General features: G+C 48.7%; 10 protein-coding genes and 1 pseudogene. 8 read left to right on the top strand and 3 right to left on the bottom strand.

Translation table 11 applies throughout. The features are described 5' to 3' along the window. Positions 1-46: 46 nt before the first annotated feature. The 3 genes from Q1A40_RS21360 to Q1A40_RS21350 all read right to left on the bottom strand — a co-directional run bounded on the left by Q1A40_RS21360 (position 47) and on the right by Q1A40_RS21350 (position 5,207). Entirely contained in the window at positions 47-2,623 is a 2,577-nt protein-coding gene (locus Q1A40_RS21360; protein WP_300005108.1) for a TonB-dependent siderophore receptor, read from the bottom strand. A 36-nt stretch (positions 2,624-2,659) separates the two neighbouring features. Next, positions 2,660-3,562, bottom strand: coding sequence for a TonB family protein (locus tag Q1A40_RS21355; RefSeq protein ID WP_300005105.1), 903 nt, complete (start codon positions 3,560-3,562; stop codon positions 2,660-2,662). A gap of 358 nt (positions 3,563-3,920) precedes the next feature. Then, positions 3,921-5,207, bottom strand: coding sequence for a citrate synthase (locus tag Q1A40_RS21350; RefSeq protein WP_300005102.1), 1,287 nt, complete (start codon positions 5,205-5,207; stop codon positions 3,921-3,923). A 643-nt stretch (positions 5,208-5,850) separates the two neighbouring features. Here Q1A40_RS21350 and sdhC point away from each other — a divergent pair. The 8 genes and pseudogenes from sdhC (at position 5,851) to sucD (ending at position 15,468) form a co-directional block, all read left to right on the top strand. Further along, positions 5,851-6,256 (top strand): annotated as a pseudogene (sdhC, locus tag Q1A40_RS21345) (succinate dehydrogenase cytochrome b556 subunit). Further along, a complete protein-coding gene (gene sdhD, locus Q1A40_RS21340; protein ID WP_300005099.1) occupies positions 6,250-6,597 on the top strand; it encodes a succinate dehydrogenase membrane anchor subunit in 348 nt (115 codons plus the stop codon). Before sdhC ends, sdhD begins: the two are co-directional and overlap by 7 nt. Then, on the top strand, positions 6,597-8,363 hold the full coding sequence (gene sdhA, locus Q1A40_RS21335) for a succinate dehydrogenase flavoprotein subunit (RefSeq protein WP_300005096.1): 1,767 nt from the start codon (positions 6,597-6,599) through the stop codon (positions 8,361-8,363). The genes sdhD and sdhA overlap by 1 nt, the downstream gene beginning before the upstream one ends. A 16-nt stretch (positions 8,364-8,379) precedes the next feature. Beyond that, the gene (locus tag Q1A40_RS21330; RefSeq protein ID WP_300005093.1) at positions 8,380-9,096 is read left to right on the top strand and encodes a succinate dehydrogenase iron-sulfur subunit; all 717 of its coding nucleotides are present in this window, start codon (positions 8,380-8,382) and stop codon (positions 9,094-9,096) included. 207 nt (positions 9,097-9,303) lie between these two features. Next, positions 9,304-12,111 carry a 2-oxoglutarate dehydrogenase E1 component gene (sucA, locus tag Q1A40_RS21325; RefSeq protein WP_300005090.1) on the top strand — a complete coding sequence of 936 codons (2,808 nt, stop codon included), beginning with the start codon at positions 9,304-9,306 and terminating at the stop codon, positions 12,109-12,111. A gap of 16 nt (positions 12,112-12,127) precedes the next feature. Further along, positions 12,128-13,330: a 2-oxoglutarate dehydrogenase complex dihydrolipoyllysine-residue succinyltransferase gene (gene odhB / locus Q1A40_RS21320; protein ID WP_300005088.1), complete on the top strand. Its 1,203-nt coding sequence runs from the start codon at positions 12,128-12,130 to the stop codon at positions 13,328-13,330. 99 nt (positions 13,331-13,429) lie between these two features. Then, positions 13,430-14,596, top strand: coding sequence for an ADP-forming succinate--CoA ligase subunit beta (sucC, locus tag Q1A40_RS21315; protein WP_300005086.1), 1,167 nt, complete (start codon positions 13,430-13,432; stop codon positions 14,594-14,596). Continuing rightward, positions 14,596-15,468 (top strand): succinate--CoA ligase subunit alpha, encoded by an 873-nt coding sequence (gene sucD, locus Q1A40_RS21310; RefSeq protein WP_300005083.1) that lies wholly within the window; start codon positions 14,596-14,598, stop codon positions 15,466-15,468. Before sucC ends, sucD begins: the two co-directional genes overlap by 1 nt. The last annotated feature ends 143 nt before the right edge of the window (positions 15,469-15,611 follow it).

Genomic DNA, 15,611 nt, shown 5'->3' with positions numbered 1-15,611 from the left:
TTTTTTTATTAGCGCATTGAAGGGGGCGCCATGCCCCCTTTGCGGATTACCAGGTATAGGCGACACCTAACCAGAACTGACGGCCGGTTTTATAGGTTACCTTCTGATTCAAACTTGCAGTGCTCTGTGTGGCTTCAATCTGAGTATCGAGTACGTTGAGTACATCCAGCGTCAAATCAATCGTTTGATCCTTGTATACTGGTTGTGCGTAGCTGAAACGCCAGTCGTAGCTGATATAGTCGTTAAACTTGGTTTTCATATATTCTGTTGGACGACCTATATAGTCACCACAGGCACTATTATCATCGGGACAGTCGATGGTTTGGGTTGTGTAACCGGTATAGCCTGCTTTGTAGCTAATGAAGTGGCTCCAGTTAAGGCGAATAGCCGGGAAATAGGTATCGATAGTGGCTGATGCTTCCCAGGGTTTGTTGAAGTCCAGTGCGTCCATCTCACCTTTTTCCATCAATTTGTCATTAAAAATGACCATGCTATGATCGGTATCAGCCTGATCGTAATAGGCTTGGGAGCTGGACTTATTCTTCCCATAGCTGGCGGCGAGTGACCAGCTGATATCTGTCCATGAGAAATGTATCGGGCTGATAGGTTCAGCCGTTAGAGAGAACGTATTGCCGCTGGTTCGACCATTATTATTAAGGGCATAATATTTGTTCCCGGCTTCGTCGGCGGTATTGGTGCGACCAAACTGACTTTTACCTTCGCGTTTTACCCACTTAACCGTCAGGACGTTATCTGCCACTCGCTGGGAAACACCGAGAGATAATTCGTCGCTGTAGGGCGTTTTTAAGTCTGAAATATCATAGTCATATGTTGCAGTTTTAAGTTCTCCAGCCACCCAGGGTGAGTTCGCGTCTGTGCGGGTCAGAATGATGTTGGAACTGATTCCAGAGCGGAGTTTATAGGCCAGCAAGTTCTGCCCGTAATAGCGGTTAGCCCCGCCAAACAGACGGGTACTACGATCCCCGAATACATCATAAGAGGCGGCAAAGCGTGGAGCGAGGGTCAGATTTTCCAGGAAGTCATCATATTGTGCACGTATGCCTGGGGTGACTTCCAGACGACCAAAGTTCATACTGTCTTGCAGATAAACCGCATAGTTGCTGTAACTGCCAGAGACTTCGCGCTCAGGATAGAGGGTGATGCTTTTAAAATATTGCTCGCCGTCGATACAGAAATTATCGCCAGGCTGACAGACAATGCTGGAACTGATTGTCGGTGTTCCGCGTGAAGCATAGGCATTACCGAAACGATTATACCGCGCGCTATAAATATCGGTTTCCCAGCCAAAATCAATCTGATGCTGTAGTCCAATAAATTCGAACGGATTTAACTCATAATCTTGCTTCAGGACATAAGAGCGTTTTTCCGTGGCGAAAGAGCCGTATCCACCAATCAGTGAGTTTTGATAGGTTTGAGCGGGTGTAGAGCTCCCCCAGTCAATCACATTGGAGTAATAATTACTCGGTATATGATAACGACGCCAAGTGATAAAGGTATCTGACTCATGGTCAATTTTATTTTCTTCAAACTGATAGCCCGCGAGACTGGTCATTTTGCCCCAGCTACCGGTATGTTCCCATTCGATATTCACCCGGTGACCGCCGCCGCTATTGGTGAACTTACCGTTTTTAGTATCTTTTTTAACGTAGGTCGATTCGTGCGGCGAGTGCATACCGGTCAGGCGGATCATATCGCCATTATCGGCGAGATAAGTCCCTTTCAGCAGGAAGGTTTCGGCAATGCGCTGCTGATCTTGCCACTCGCCAAGCCAGACGTGATAGTTAGGAATATCGGACTGCTGACGGTTATAGGCAAAGATAAAACCGGCTTTATCGCTTAATGGCTGATTGGCAGTGAATGAGTAAAACGATTTTGTAAATTTAGGCTGATACGTCAGCTCAGATGCCAGGTTAAAGGCTTCCTCATTGCTGGCATCGATATGATATTTGGTCCAGCTATCCCGCGAGGTGCGGTAGGAAATTTTACCAGAGGCTCTTTCAAGGTCGGGATCTTTTAGACGAGCATCCACCACACCACCGGTAAAATTACCGTATTTAGCCGATATGTTGCTGTCAAAAACTTCTAATTGTTCGACCAGCTCGGAGTTAATCCAGAATGACTGGGCACCGCCGGCGGGTAAATCAGTTGGGTTATGACCGTCAGGGGTATTATTTAATTCCCCGCCATTGGCTCCGGGGTTAATGGTGTTGTTATTGGATAAACCGTCAATCATAAAGTTATTGTTATAGAACTTTTCGCCATGGAATGAGACGTTTTCTGGCGCTATCTCTCCCGGCGTGTTGCTGCTATTGGCATCATTAGCAAAACGGACATTAGGGTTGGTTTTTAACAGCTCAGTAATATTTCCGTTAGATATCGGTAATTTTTCAATCTGTTCGGCCGTTAAAATCTGTGTGCCCATTGACTGGCTGGTCGGCGTTGAACGCACCAGAATGGTATCTTCATTCTCAGAGCTGCTCTCTGCTTGCTGCGAATCACTGCTCGCATTATTTTTCTTTGGATCTTCAACGTCGTTTTGCTGTGCAAAGGTCGCCCCTGGCAATAATGACATCACCACGATGACGGCAAGTTTTTTTTTCACGGATTTCCCCAGAACTAAAATATAAATAAATGATTGTTAATTTTCTAACGCGACCCTGCCGTTTAATTTAAAGACAATCGAAACGACCTGATCCTTAACTTCTCCCTGAGTCTGATAACGCCAGCGAGCAATATCCTTATCTATAGCTGAGGCGAAAACACCTCTCGGTGTTTCCGATAGCACGCGTACATTTGTGACGGTGCCACTTGAGGTAATATCAAACTGAATTCTTACTCGCCCCTCAACGCCAAGCGATTTTGCTTTCTGGGGATAATTCACCCGGCGATGCAGGGCTTTAACATTCTGGTTGGTGGCATTTCCTGAGCCCTGCGCGGCTTGTCCGCTATCACTGTTACCTGCGATGGCAGCGCTCACATGATTAATTGTCGAAGGCGATTTCGAAGGCGTTAAGGACTCTGATTCCGATGTGGATTTTGACTGCGACAGTGATAACGACTGCGATTGGGATTCTTCAGGCTTAGCTGGCGCAGGTGTTACTGTCCGGATGGTGACCGGTTTTGTTGTTTTTACTGTTGTCTGGGACGGCGTTTCACGAGTATTCGTTCTGGGAGTTGCACGTGGTTCAGACTTCACGACAGGAGGCTTTGGTTTTACCGGTTCAGGCAAGACTATTGCAGGAGCAGGGTGTTCAACTCTGACGCTATGTACCACAGGTGGCTGTGGGCTACTTTCAACAGGAGGGCTAGAGACCGGAGGCACTGAAACGGGCTGGCTGGCAACATTCACCATGGTGAAAGCCACTATTCCACCTTCCTTGCCCGCCATCTCTAACGGGTGTCGGTTACTCTCATAGATAAGCCCTGCGACCAGCAGTAAATGTAATAACAGTGAGCCCGTTATGCTTCCGGACGTACGCCAGCCGAACCCTTCTGTATTTTCAGGCCCAAAGCTTGCGCTGGCGGTTGACGAATAACTCACGGCATCTCTCCTGATGGGTATAACACTGACCGCTAAAAAGTCAGGTTGGCGATGTCTTTTGACGCTAAAAATACCGCTATTCGCAGAGAATTATTTTAATAGCAATCAAAGGAGCTAATGTTGAAACTTAATGATAATTATTTTACAAATAATAATCATTATCAATATTATTTTACACATTATTCTTTTAATGAGTAAAAAATGAATTAAAAAGGGGGGGGGAAGTGATAACCGACAGAGTGAAAAGTGAGCGCGCTGGCATCTGGCAGGGCAGGCTACAGCAGGCAAAAAGACAAAACGCCTGATGCAGAGCACCAGGCGTTTAATCCGGATCAGAACTGACTAGACAGTCAGTGACTTATTTTTTCAGATCGGATTTAAAATCACGCTTATCATAACCGGTATACAGCTGACGTGGACGGGCAATTTTAATACCGTCATCGTGCATTTCATTCCAGTGTGCGATCCAGCCAACGGTACGCGCCATCGCGAAGATCACGGTAAACATGGTGGACGGGATGCCCATAGCTTTGAGAATAATACCTGAGTAGAAGTCTACGTTCGGGTACAGTTTTCTCTCGATAAAGTACGGGTCGTTCAGCGCAATGTGCTCAAGTTCCATCGCCACTTCCAGCAGGCTGTTATCTTTCAGATCCAGCTCTCTCAGGACTTCATGGCAGGTTTCACGCATTACGGTGGCACGCGGATCGTAGTTTTTGTAAACACGGTGACCGAAGCCCATCAGACGGAAAGAATCATTCTTATCTTTCGCGCGACGAATAAACTCAGGAATGTGATCTACGCTGCTGATTTCTTCCAGCATTTTCAGCGCTGCCTCGTTAGCGCCACCGTGAGCAGGTCCCCACAGAGAGGCAATACCTGCGGCGATACAGGCAAACGGATTCGCACCGGAAGAGCCAGCAGTACGTACCGTTGAAGTTGAGGCATTTTGTTCATGGTCAGCGTGCAGGATCAAAATTCTGTCCATTGCGCGTTCCAGAACAGGATTCACAACGTACTCTTCGCAAGGCGTGGAAAACATCATGCTCAGGAAGTTGCCCGAGTAGGACAAGTCATTACGCGGATAGACAAATGGCTGGCCAATCGAGTATTTGTAACACATTGCCGCTACGGTTGGCATTTTTGACAGCAGACGGAATGCGGCAATTTCACGATGACGCGGATTATTAACATCCAGCGAGTCGTGATAAAACGCAGCCAGTGCGCCGGTAACACCACACAGCACAGCCATAGGGTGAGAGTCACGACGGAATCCATGGAACAAACGGGTAATTTGTTCATGGATCATGGTGTGACGGGTCACCGTTTTCTTAAAGTCGTCAAATTGCGCCTGAGTCGGTTTTTCACCGTTCAGCAAAATATAACAAACTTCGAGGTAGCTGGATTCAGTGGCCAGTTGGTCTATCGGAAAACCACGGTGTAATAACACACCGTTATCACCATCAATGAAGGTGATTTTAGACTCACAAGATGCTGTAGAGGTAAAACCCGGGTCAAAGGTGAAAACATTTTTAGAACCCAGAGTACGGATATCAATGACATCCTGACCAAGAGTTCCTTGCAGCACATTCAGTTCGATAGCATCATCACCATTTAGAGTGACTTTTGCCTTATAGTCAGACATTTACGGTCTCCTTAGCGCCTTATTTTTAAGACTGCTGGATGCCCAATTTGCACTAAAGTCGCATTATTTTATTACCCGCAATTTTATTTAGCTCTTAGCTCTGCGTAGAGTTGTACAGCCCAGGGTACAGAGCAATGGGCGCTTTCAGGTAATACTCGCTTTGGGGCGAACGACAGCAAATCAGGGTGTTAGCAGCCTGTATCATTTAAATCTTTATACCACTAATAACCGTCCTGATTACATGGGTCAATAGCTTCACACTGTTACATAACTATTCTTCAGGTGAAAGACTGACCCTATAACTTTTACGAATTATATGGCTTTTATAAAGCCGTTTGTAACAATATTGTTTTGGTTTTGTCAAATTAGATGGTTAAAAATTAAAATATTGTTGTTATCGTGATCCTGGTCACTGTTCAGAGCAAAACCCCGCAAACTGTATTGCTGTTAATTGTAATGGTTTTGTGAAGAGCCTATACTCCCGCCAGGTCTCCGGAACACCCTGCTACCGGGAGCCACCCAGCGTTGTGGCCTAAGTTTAGGTCTCTGGATGTAGCTGTATCTTGCGTAATGCACAGTTATATGAAGTGAGCGCTGTCTGACCCCGAATGCAGATCCGGAGGAAAGAAACAATAAGAAGAGCATGTGGGCGCTATTCAATGATAAGAAAAGTGAAAAAACAACGACCTGTCAATTTGGATCTGAGCACGATCCGATTTCCTGTTACTGCTATCGCTTCCATTCTTCACCGAGTTTCTGGTGTGATAACTTTTGTGGCGGTTGGCATCCTGTTGTGGCTATTAGGACAGTCTCTTTCCTCCCCTGAAGGTTTCCAAACTGCATCTGCGGTTATGGGCAGCTTCTTCGCTAAATTTATAATGTGGGGCATTCTGACGGCCCTCGCTTACCACGTTGTGGTGGGCGTTCGTCATATCATGATGGATGTCGGCTGCCTGGGCGAAACATTACAAGCGGGCGAACGATCCGCGAATATCTCTTTTGTTATTACCGTCGTGCTTTCAATTCTTGCAGGAGTCCTCGTATGGTAAGCAATGCCTCCGCATTGGGTCGCAATGGCGTGCATGATTACATTCTGGTTCGTGCCTCCGCTATTGTCTTGACGCTGTACATTATTTATATGGTTGGTTTTTTTGCCTTTACTGGCGAATTGACTTATGAGATCTGGCGTGACTTCTTCGCCTCATCCTTCACTAAAGTGTTCACCCTGCTGGCACTGCTTTCGATTTTAATCCATGCCTGGATTGGCATGTGGCAGGTGTTGACCGATTACGTTAAACCACTGGCTATTCGCCTGGCATTGCAGCTTGTCATTGTTGCAGCACTGCTGGTTTACGTTCTTTATGGATTTGTTGTGGTGTGGGGTGTGTAATGAGTTTACCTATCAGAGAGTTTGACGCCATTGTGATTGGCGCCGGTGGTGCAGGTATGCGTGCCGCGTTGCAAATTTCGCAGTCAGGCCAGAGCTGTGCTTTATTGTCTAAAGTTTTCCCAACCCGTTCCCATACCGTGTCTGCGCAAGGCGGAATCACCGTTGCGTTAGGTAATACCCACGAAGATAACTGGGAATGGCATATGTACGATACCGTCAAAGGTTCTGATTATATCGGTGACCAGGACGCGATTGAATATATGTGTAATACCGGTCCGGAAGCCATTCTGGAACTGGAGCATATGGGCTTACCTTTCTCTCGTCTTGAAGATGGCTCTATCTATCAGCGCCCTTTTGGTGGTCAGTCTAAAAATTTCGGCGGTGAGCAGGCTGCACGTACTGCGGCAGCGGCAGACCGTACCGGACATGCGCTATTACATACGCTCTACCAACAGAACTTGAAAAATAAAACCACTATCTTTTCTGAGTGGTATGCACTGGATCTGGTAAAAAACGAAGATGGTGCGGTTGTCGGTTGTACTGCTCTCTCGATTGAAACCGGTGAAGTGGTTTACTTCAAAGCACGTGCGACAGTACTGGCGACGGGTGGAGCAGGGCGTATTTATCAGTCCACCACCAATGCGCACATTAATACCGGTGACGGTGTGGGCATGGCCTTACGTGCAGGTGTGCCGGTACAGGATATGGAAATGTGGCAGTTCCACCCAACCGGTATTGCCGGTGCCGGTGTGCTGGTCACCGAAGGTTGCCGTGGTGAAGGTGGTTACCTGCTAAATAAACACGGTGAGCGTTTTATGGAACGTTACGCGCCGAATGCCAAAGACCTGGCCGGACGTGATGTTGTTGCCCGTTCCATTATGATTGAAATCCGCGAAGGTCGTGGTTGTGACGGCCCGTGGGGACCTCATGCCAAGCTGAAACTGGATCACTTAGGCAAAGATGTTCTGGAGTCTCGTCTGCCTGGCATTCTTGAGTTATCTCGCACCTTTGCCCACGTTGATCCAGTGAAAGAACCGATTCCTGTCATTCCAACCTGTCACTATATGATGGGCGGGATACCGACTAAAGTCACCGGCCAGGCTCTGACGGTTAATGAGCAGGGTGAAGATGTGGTTATTCCGGGGCTGTTTGCCGTAGGCGAAATAGCTTGTGTATCAGTGCATGGTGCTAACCGTCTGGGTGGCAACTCGCTGCTTGACCTGGTGGTCTTTGGGCGTGCTGTGGGTCTGCATTTACATGAGTCTATTGCTGAACAAGGTCCGTTACGTGATGCCAGCGAAGCAGACATTGAAGCGGCGCTGGAACGTCTGAATCGCTGGAATAATAACCGTAATGGTGAAGATCCGGTGCAAATTCGCAAAGCGTTGCAAGAGTGTATGCAACACAACTTCTCGGTATTCCGTGAAGGCGATGCGATGGCAAAAGGTCTGGAACAGTTGAAAGCGATTCGCGAGCGCCTGAAAAATGCACGTCTGGATGACACGTCAACTGAATTTAACACTCAACGTGTCGAGTGTCTGGAGCTGGATAACTTGATGGAAACTGCCTATGCAACGGCTGTTTCTGCTAATTTCCGTACTGAAAGTCGCGGAGCTCATAGTCGTTTTGACTTCCCTGAGCGTGATGATGCGAACTGGTTATGCCACAGTTTGTATCTGCCTGAGTCGGAAAGCATGACCCGTCGTGAGGTCAACATGCAACCGAAACTGCGTCCGGCGTTCCCGCCGAAAGTACGTACTTATTAATAGCGGAGATGTGTCGATGAAACTCGAGTTTTCCATTTATCGTTATAACCCGGATGTTGACGATGCTCCGCGTATGCAGGAGTACGTACTGGAAGGTGAAGAAGGGCGCGACATGATGCTGCTGGACGCCCTTATGCAGTTAAAAGAAAAAGATCCAACCCTGTCGTTCCGTCGTTCCTGCCGTGAAGGCGTTTGTGGCTCTGATGGCCTGAATATGAACGGTAAGAACGGTCTGGCTTGTATCACGCCGATATCCGCTCTGGGTAACGGTAAGCAAAAAATTGTTATTCGTCCATTACCAGGTTTGCCAGTTATTCGTGATTTGGTAGTTGATATGGGACAATTCTATGCCCAATATGAGAAGATTAAGCCATATCTGCTGAACAATGGACAAAATCCGCCATCTCGTGAGCATCTACAGATGCCAGAGCAGCGTGAAAAACTGGACGGCCTGTACGAATGTATTCTTTGTGCTTGCTGTTCCACTTCTTGTCCTTCGTTCTGGTGGAATCCGGACAAATTTATTGGCCCGGCAGGATTACTTGCTGCTTATCGTTTCCTGATAGACAGCCGCGATACTGAAACGGCAGACCGTCTTGATGGTTTGAGCGATGCTTTCAGTGTATTCCGCTGCCATAGCATTATGAATTGCGTTAGCGTATGTCCTAAAGGTTTGAACCCAACAAAAGCGATTGGTCACATTAAATCGATGCTGTTGCAGAAGAGTGCTTAGCCAGTGGCTCCCTCTCTCGTGAGGGGGAGCATTTTTAGCAGACTGGATGCAGGAAACCTTTGAAAACTGCCAGGGTGACAGTTTTCAAAGGTTCCTTCGCGGGCCATTTGATGATGCTCGCAGCGAGTGAACCCTGGAACGTGTGCCGCAAAGTACACGTTATAGTTTCCACGGCGTAATAAGCATAATAATGCGTAAGGGATCACGATGCAGAACGGCGCAATGAAGCCCTGGCTGGACTCTTCCTGGCTGGCGGGCGCAAACCAGTCCTACATAGAGCAGCTCTATGAAGACTTCTTAACCGATCCTGACTCTGTTGATGCGCACTGGCGCACTCTTTTCCAGCAGTTACCTGGAACCGGAGCCAGACCAGATCAATTCCATTCTAAAACACGTGATTATTTTCGTCGTCTGGCGAAGGATGCCTCACGTTATTCCACTTCAGTGACAGATCCAGAAACAGACTCTAAACAAGTCAAAGTGCTGCAGCTGATCAATGCCTGGCGTTTCCGCGGGCATCAGGCTGCTAATCTGGATCCGTTAGGACTGTGGAAGCAAGAGACGGTGCCGGATCTCGACCCGGCTTTCCACAATCTGACTGAGGATGATCTTCAGCAAACCTTTAATGTGGGATCTTTCGCCGTTGGCAAAGACACCATGAAACTGGCTGATTTGATTGTCGCGTTGGAACAGACCTACGGTGGATCGATTGGTGCAGAATATATGCACATCACCAACACCGAAGAAAAACGTTGGATCCAACAACGTATTGAGTCTGTGGCTGGGAAATCCACATTTACTGCCGAAGAGAAAAAGCGTTTTCTCTCTGAATTAACCGCAGCAGAAGGTCTGGAACGTTATCTGGGTGCGAAATTCCCGGGCGCTAAGCGTTTCTCACTGGAAGGGGGCGATGCCCTGGTTCCAATGCTGAAAGAGATGATCCATCACGCAGGCAAGAGCGGCACGCGTGAAGTGGTGCTGGGTATGGCGCACCGCGGTCGTCTTAACGTGTTAATTAACGTTCTTGGTAAAAAGCCACAAGAACTGTTTGACGAATTTGCTGGTAAGCATAAAGAACATCTTGGCACCGGTGACGTGAAGTACCATATGGGCTTCTCTTCTGAGTTTGAAACAGAAGGCGGTCTGGTTCACCTGGCGCTGGCGTTTAACCCGTCTCACCTCGAAATCGTGAGCCCGGTGGTTATTGGTTCGGTTCGTGCACGTCTGGACAGACTGGTTAAGCCTGGCAGTAATCAGGTTCTGCCTATCACGATTCACGGTGATGCTGCAGTTGCGGGACAGGGTGTGGTTCAGGAAACCCTGAACATGTCCAAAGCTCGCGGTTACGAAGTGGGCGGTACGGTACGTATCGTTATCAACAATCAGGTTGGTTTTACCACGTCAAACCCACTGGATGCTCGCTCCACGCCATATTGTACCGATATCGGTAAAATGGTGATGGCACCGATTTTCCACGTAAATGCGGATGATCCTGAAGCGGTAGCCTTTGTTACCCGTCTGGCACTCGACTTCCGTAATACCTTCAAGCGTGATGTCTTTATTGACCTGGTTTGCTACCGTCGTCATGGTCACAACGAAGCTGATGAGCCAAGTGCAACGCAGCCTATGATGTACCAGAAAATCAAAAAACATCCGACGCCTCGTAAACTTTACGCGGACAAACTGGAACAAAACAACATTGCGACGCTGGAAGATGCCACTGAAATGGTCAATCTCTATCGCGATGCGCTGGATGCCGGTGAGTGCGTAGTGAAAGAGTGGCGCCCGATGAACCTGCAATCTTTTGCCTGGTCTCCGTATCTTAACCATGAGTGGGATGAAGCCTATCCGAGCAAGGTTGAGATGAAGCGCCTGCAAGAGTTGGCTAATCGCATCAGTACTGTACCTGATGTCGTAGAAATGCAATCTCGTGTCGCTAAAATCTATGGCGATCGTCAGGAAATGGCGAACGGTAACAAGCTGCTTGACTGGGGTGCCGCGGAAAACTTGGCTTATGCCACCTTGGTTGATGAAGGCATTTCTGTCCGTCTGTCGGGCGAAGATGTGGGGCGTGGAACCTTCTTCCACCGTCATGCGGTTATTCACAACCAAACCAACGGTTCCACCTATATCCCACTGGCTAACGTTCATAACAGCCAGGGACAATTTAAAGTCTGGGATTCGGTGTTATCGGAAGAGGCGGTTCTGGCATTTGAATACGGTTATGCGACGGCTGAACCTCGTACGCTGACCATCTGGGAAGCTCAGTTTGGTGATTTCGCCAACGGTGCTCAGGTGGTTATCGATCAGTTCATCAGTTCGGGTGAACAGAAGTGGGGTCGTCTGTGCGGTCTGGTTATGCTGCTACCACACGGTTACGAAGGGCAGGGACCGGAGCACTCTTCTGCGCGCCTGGAACGTTATCTCCAGCTGTGTGCTGAGCAGAATATGCAGGTCTGTGTCCCTTCAACGCCTGCGCAGGTTTACCATATGCTGCGCCGTCAGGCACTGCGTGGTATGCGTCGTCCGTTGGTTGTGATGTCACCTAAGTCATTGTTGCGTCACCCGCTGGCCGTTTCCAGCCTCGACGAACTGGCGAATGGTTCCTTCCTGCCGGCCATCGGCGAAATTGATGATTTGAACCCGCAAGATGTAAAACGTGTGGTTCTGTGTTCAGGTAAGGTCTACTACGACTTGCTTGAACAGCGCCGTAAAAACGATCAAAAAAATGTGGCTATTGTTCGTATCGAACAGCTTTATCCGTTCCCGACTCAGGCAGTACAAGAAGCACTTAAGCCGTTTGCTCATGTACATGATTTTGTCTGGTGTCAGGAAGAGCCACTGAACCAGGGGGCATGGTATTGCAGCCAGCACCACTTCCGTGAAGTGATTTCGTTTGGGTCCTCTCTGCGTTATGCAGGTCGCCCAGCCTCCGCCTCTCCGGCGGTAGGCTATATGTCCGTTCACCAGAAACAGCAACAAGATCTGGTCAATGACGCGCTGAACGTCGAATAAATTTAAGGGATAAATAATGAGTAGCGTAGATATTCTTGTACCTGACCTGCCTGAGTCTGTCGCTGATGCCACTGTGGCAACCTGGCATAAAAAACCGGGCGACAGCGTTAAACGTGACGAAGTGTTGGTAGAAATTGAAACTGACAAAGTGGTTCTGGAAGTTCCTGCCTCGGCTGATGGTGTTTTAGATTCGGTTCTCGAAGACGAGGGAAGTACTGTAACTTCACGCCAAATTCTGGGACGTTTAAAAGAAGGCAACAGTTCCGGAAAAGAGATCTCGGCTAAAACTGAGAGTAAAGAATCTACTCCGGCTCAGCGTCAGCAGGCTTCTCTGGAAGAGCAAAACAATGACGCTCTGAGCCCGGCTATTCGCCGTCTGCTGGCTGAGCATTCTCTGGATGCCAGCGCTATTAAAGGCAGTGGTGTGGGTGGTCGTCTGACCCGTGAAGATGTTGAAAAGCACCTGGAGCAAGTTCAGGCTAAGCAGCCAGCAGCCGCTCCGGTTGCACCACTGCCAGGTCGCAGTGAAAAACGTGTTCCGATGACGCGTCTGCGTAAGCGTGTTGCTGAACGTCTGCTGGAGGCGAAAAACTCAACGGCGATGCTCACCACGTTTAACGAAGTGAACATGAAACCGATCATGGACCTGCGCAAGCAGTATGGCGATGCATTTGAAAAACGCCACGGTGTCCGTCTGGGCTTTATGTCCTTCTATATAAAAGCCGTTGTTGAAGCCCTGAAGCGTTATCCTGAAGTTAACGCTTCTATCGATGGCGAAGATGTGGTTTACCACAACTACTTCGATGTCAGCATTGCGGTATCAACTCCACGTGGCCTGGTTACCCCAGTACTACGTGACGTAGATACTTTAGGTATGGCAGATATCGAAAAGCGTATTAAAGAGCTGGCAGTTAAAGGCCGTGATGGCAAGTTGACAGTAGAAGAGCTGACCGGTGGTAACTTCACTATCACCAATGGCGGTGTCTTTGGTTCGCTGATGTCTACACCGATCATCAACCCGCCACAGAGTGCGATTCTTGGGATGCATGCTATCAAAGACAGACCTATGGCGGTTGACGGCAAAGTAGAAATTCTGCCGATGATGTATCTGGCACTCTCCTATGACCACCGTCTGATCGATGGTCGCGAGTCAGTCGGCTATTTGGTCGCTATTAAAGAGCTTCTGGAAGATCCAACACGTCTGTTGTTGGATGTTTAGTTGCTAAAGACTTTGGCGGGTGAAGGTTTTCACCCGCCTGACGAATAAATCTAACCTTACCCCGAGCAGTAGTGCTCTTTATCTGGATGGATAGAACTCATGAACTTACACGAATATCAGGCGAAACAATTGTTTGCCCGGTCAGGTCTGCCGGCACCAGTAGGTTACGCCTGCACCACTCCGCGTGAAGCGGAAGAAGCAGCGTCAAAAATTGGCGCAGGTCCTTGGGTGGTGAAATGCCAGGTCCATGCTGGTGGCCGCGGTAAAGCGGGCGGCGTGAAAGTGGTCAACAGCAAAGAAGAGATCCGTGCTTTTGCTGAACACTGGCTTGGAAAAAATCTGATTACTTATCAGACTGACGCAAATGGTCAGCCGGTTAATCAAATTTTGGTTGAAGCAGCAACCGATATCGCAACTGAACTGTATCTGGGCGCTGTTGTGGACCGTGGTACGCGTCGCGTGGTGTTTATGGCTTCCACCGAAGGTGGCGTAGAGATTGAGAAAGTTGCGGAAGAAACTCCGCACCTGATCCACAAAATTGCGCTTGATCCACTGGCTGGTCCAATGCCGTACCAGGGGCGTGAGCTGGCATTTAAACTGGGTCTGGAAGGTAAACAAGTTCAGCAGTTCACCAAAATTTTCATGGGCCTGGCGAATATTTTCCTTGACCGTGATTTAGCGCTGATCGAAATCAACCCACTGGTTATTACTAAACAGGGTGATTTGATTTGTCTGGACGGTAAACTGGGTGTTGATGGTAACGCATTGTTCCGTCAGCCAGAAATGCGTGAAATGCGTGACCACAGCCAGGAAGACGTACGTGAGTCTCAGGCTGCTCAGTGGGAACTGAACTACGTTGCGCTGGATGGTGATATCGGTTGTATGGTTAACGGTGCAGGCTTGGCAATGGGCACCATGGACATCGTTAAACTGCACGGCGGTGAGCCAGCGAACTTCCTCGATGTTGGCGGTGGCGCAACGAAAGAGCGTGTTACTGAAGCATTTAAAATCATTCTGTCAGACGAAAAAGTGAAAGCCGTACTGGTTAACATTTTTGGCGGTATCGTACGTTGCGACTTGATTGCTGATGGCATCATCGGCGCAGTAGCAGAAGTGGGTGTTAACGTTCCGGTTGTTGTGCGTCTGGAAGGTAATAACGCTGAGCTGGGTGCGAAGAAACTGGCTGACAGTGGCCTGAATATTATTGCTGCGAAAAGCCTGACGGATGCAGCACAGCAAGTTGTTGCTGCCGTGGAGGGGAAATAATGTCCATTTTGATCGATAAAAACACCAAGGTTATTTGCCAGGGTTTCACTGGTAGCCAGGGGACTTTCCACTCCGAACAAGCTATTGCTTATGGTACGCAAATGGTTGGCGGCGTGACGCCAGGTAAAGGGGGAACCACTCACCTTGGGCTGCCGGTATTTAATACCGTACGTGAAGCGGTTGAAGCGACTGGCGCAACCGCCAGCGTTATCTACGTTCCTGCTCCGTTCTGTAAAGACTCTATCCTGGAAGCTATCGATGCGGGCATCAAGCTCATCATCACCATCACCGAAGGTATCCCTACTCTGGATATGCTGACTGTTAAGGTGAGACTGGATGAAGCAGGCGTTCGTATGATTGGACCAAACTGCCCGGGTGTTATCACCCCAGGCGAATGCAAAATCGGTATCATGCCAGGACACATCCACTTGCCGGGCAAAATCGGTATCGTTTCACGCTCTGGTACTCTGACTTATGAAGCTGTTAAACAGACAACTGATATCGGTCTGGGCCAGTCTACCTGTGTTGGTATTGGTGGTGACCCAATCCCTGGTTCAAACTTTATTGATATCCTGAAACTGTTTGAAGCAGATCCGAAAACTGAAGCCATTGTGATGATCGGTGAAATCGGTGGTAGCGCGGAAGAAGAAGCGGCTGCTTATATCAAAGATCACGTCACTAAGCCGGTAGTCGGTTATATCGCCGGGGTAACAGCACCTAAAGGTAAGCGTATGGGCCATGCTGGTGCCATCATTGCCGGTGGTAAAGGCACCGCTGACGAGAAATTTGCAGCCCTGGAAGCGGCGGGTGTTAAAACCGTACGCAGCCTGGCTGATATCGGCGAAGCGCTGAAAACTATTCTGCCACGTTAAATCATTGCCCTGTTCGGGGCACGACGGTGAAGCAATATCAGGCCATCCTCAGGGGTGGCCTTTTTTGTGGTGCGCCGGGCATGGCGCGTAGCGCCTTGAACGGCGCTGTCCGTTGACCGTGGTGGTTAACAGATGACTTGGAG

Origin of the sequence: uncultured Cedecea sp., assembly GCF_947498825.1 — a bacterium.
GTDB lineage: Bacteria > Pseudomonadota > Gammaproteobacteria > Enterobacterales > Enterobacteriaceae > JGM124.
This window is presented reverse-complemented; position numbering and strand designations above follow the sequence as displayed.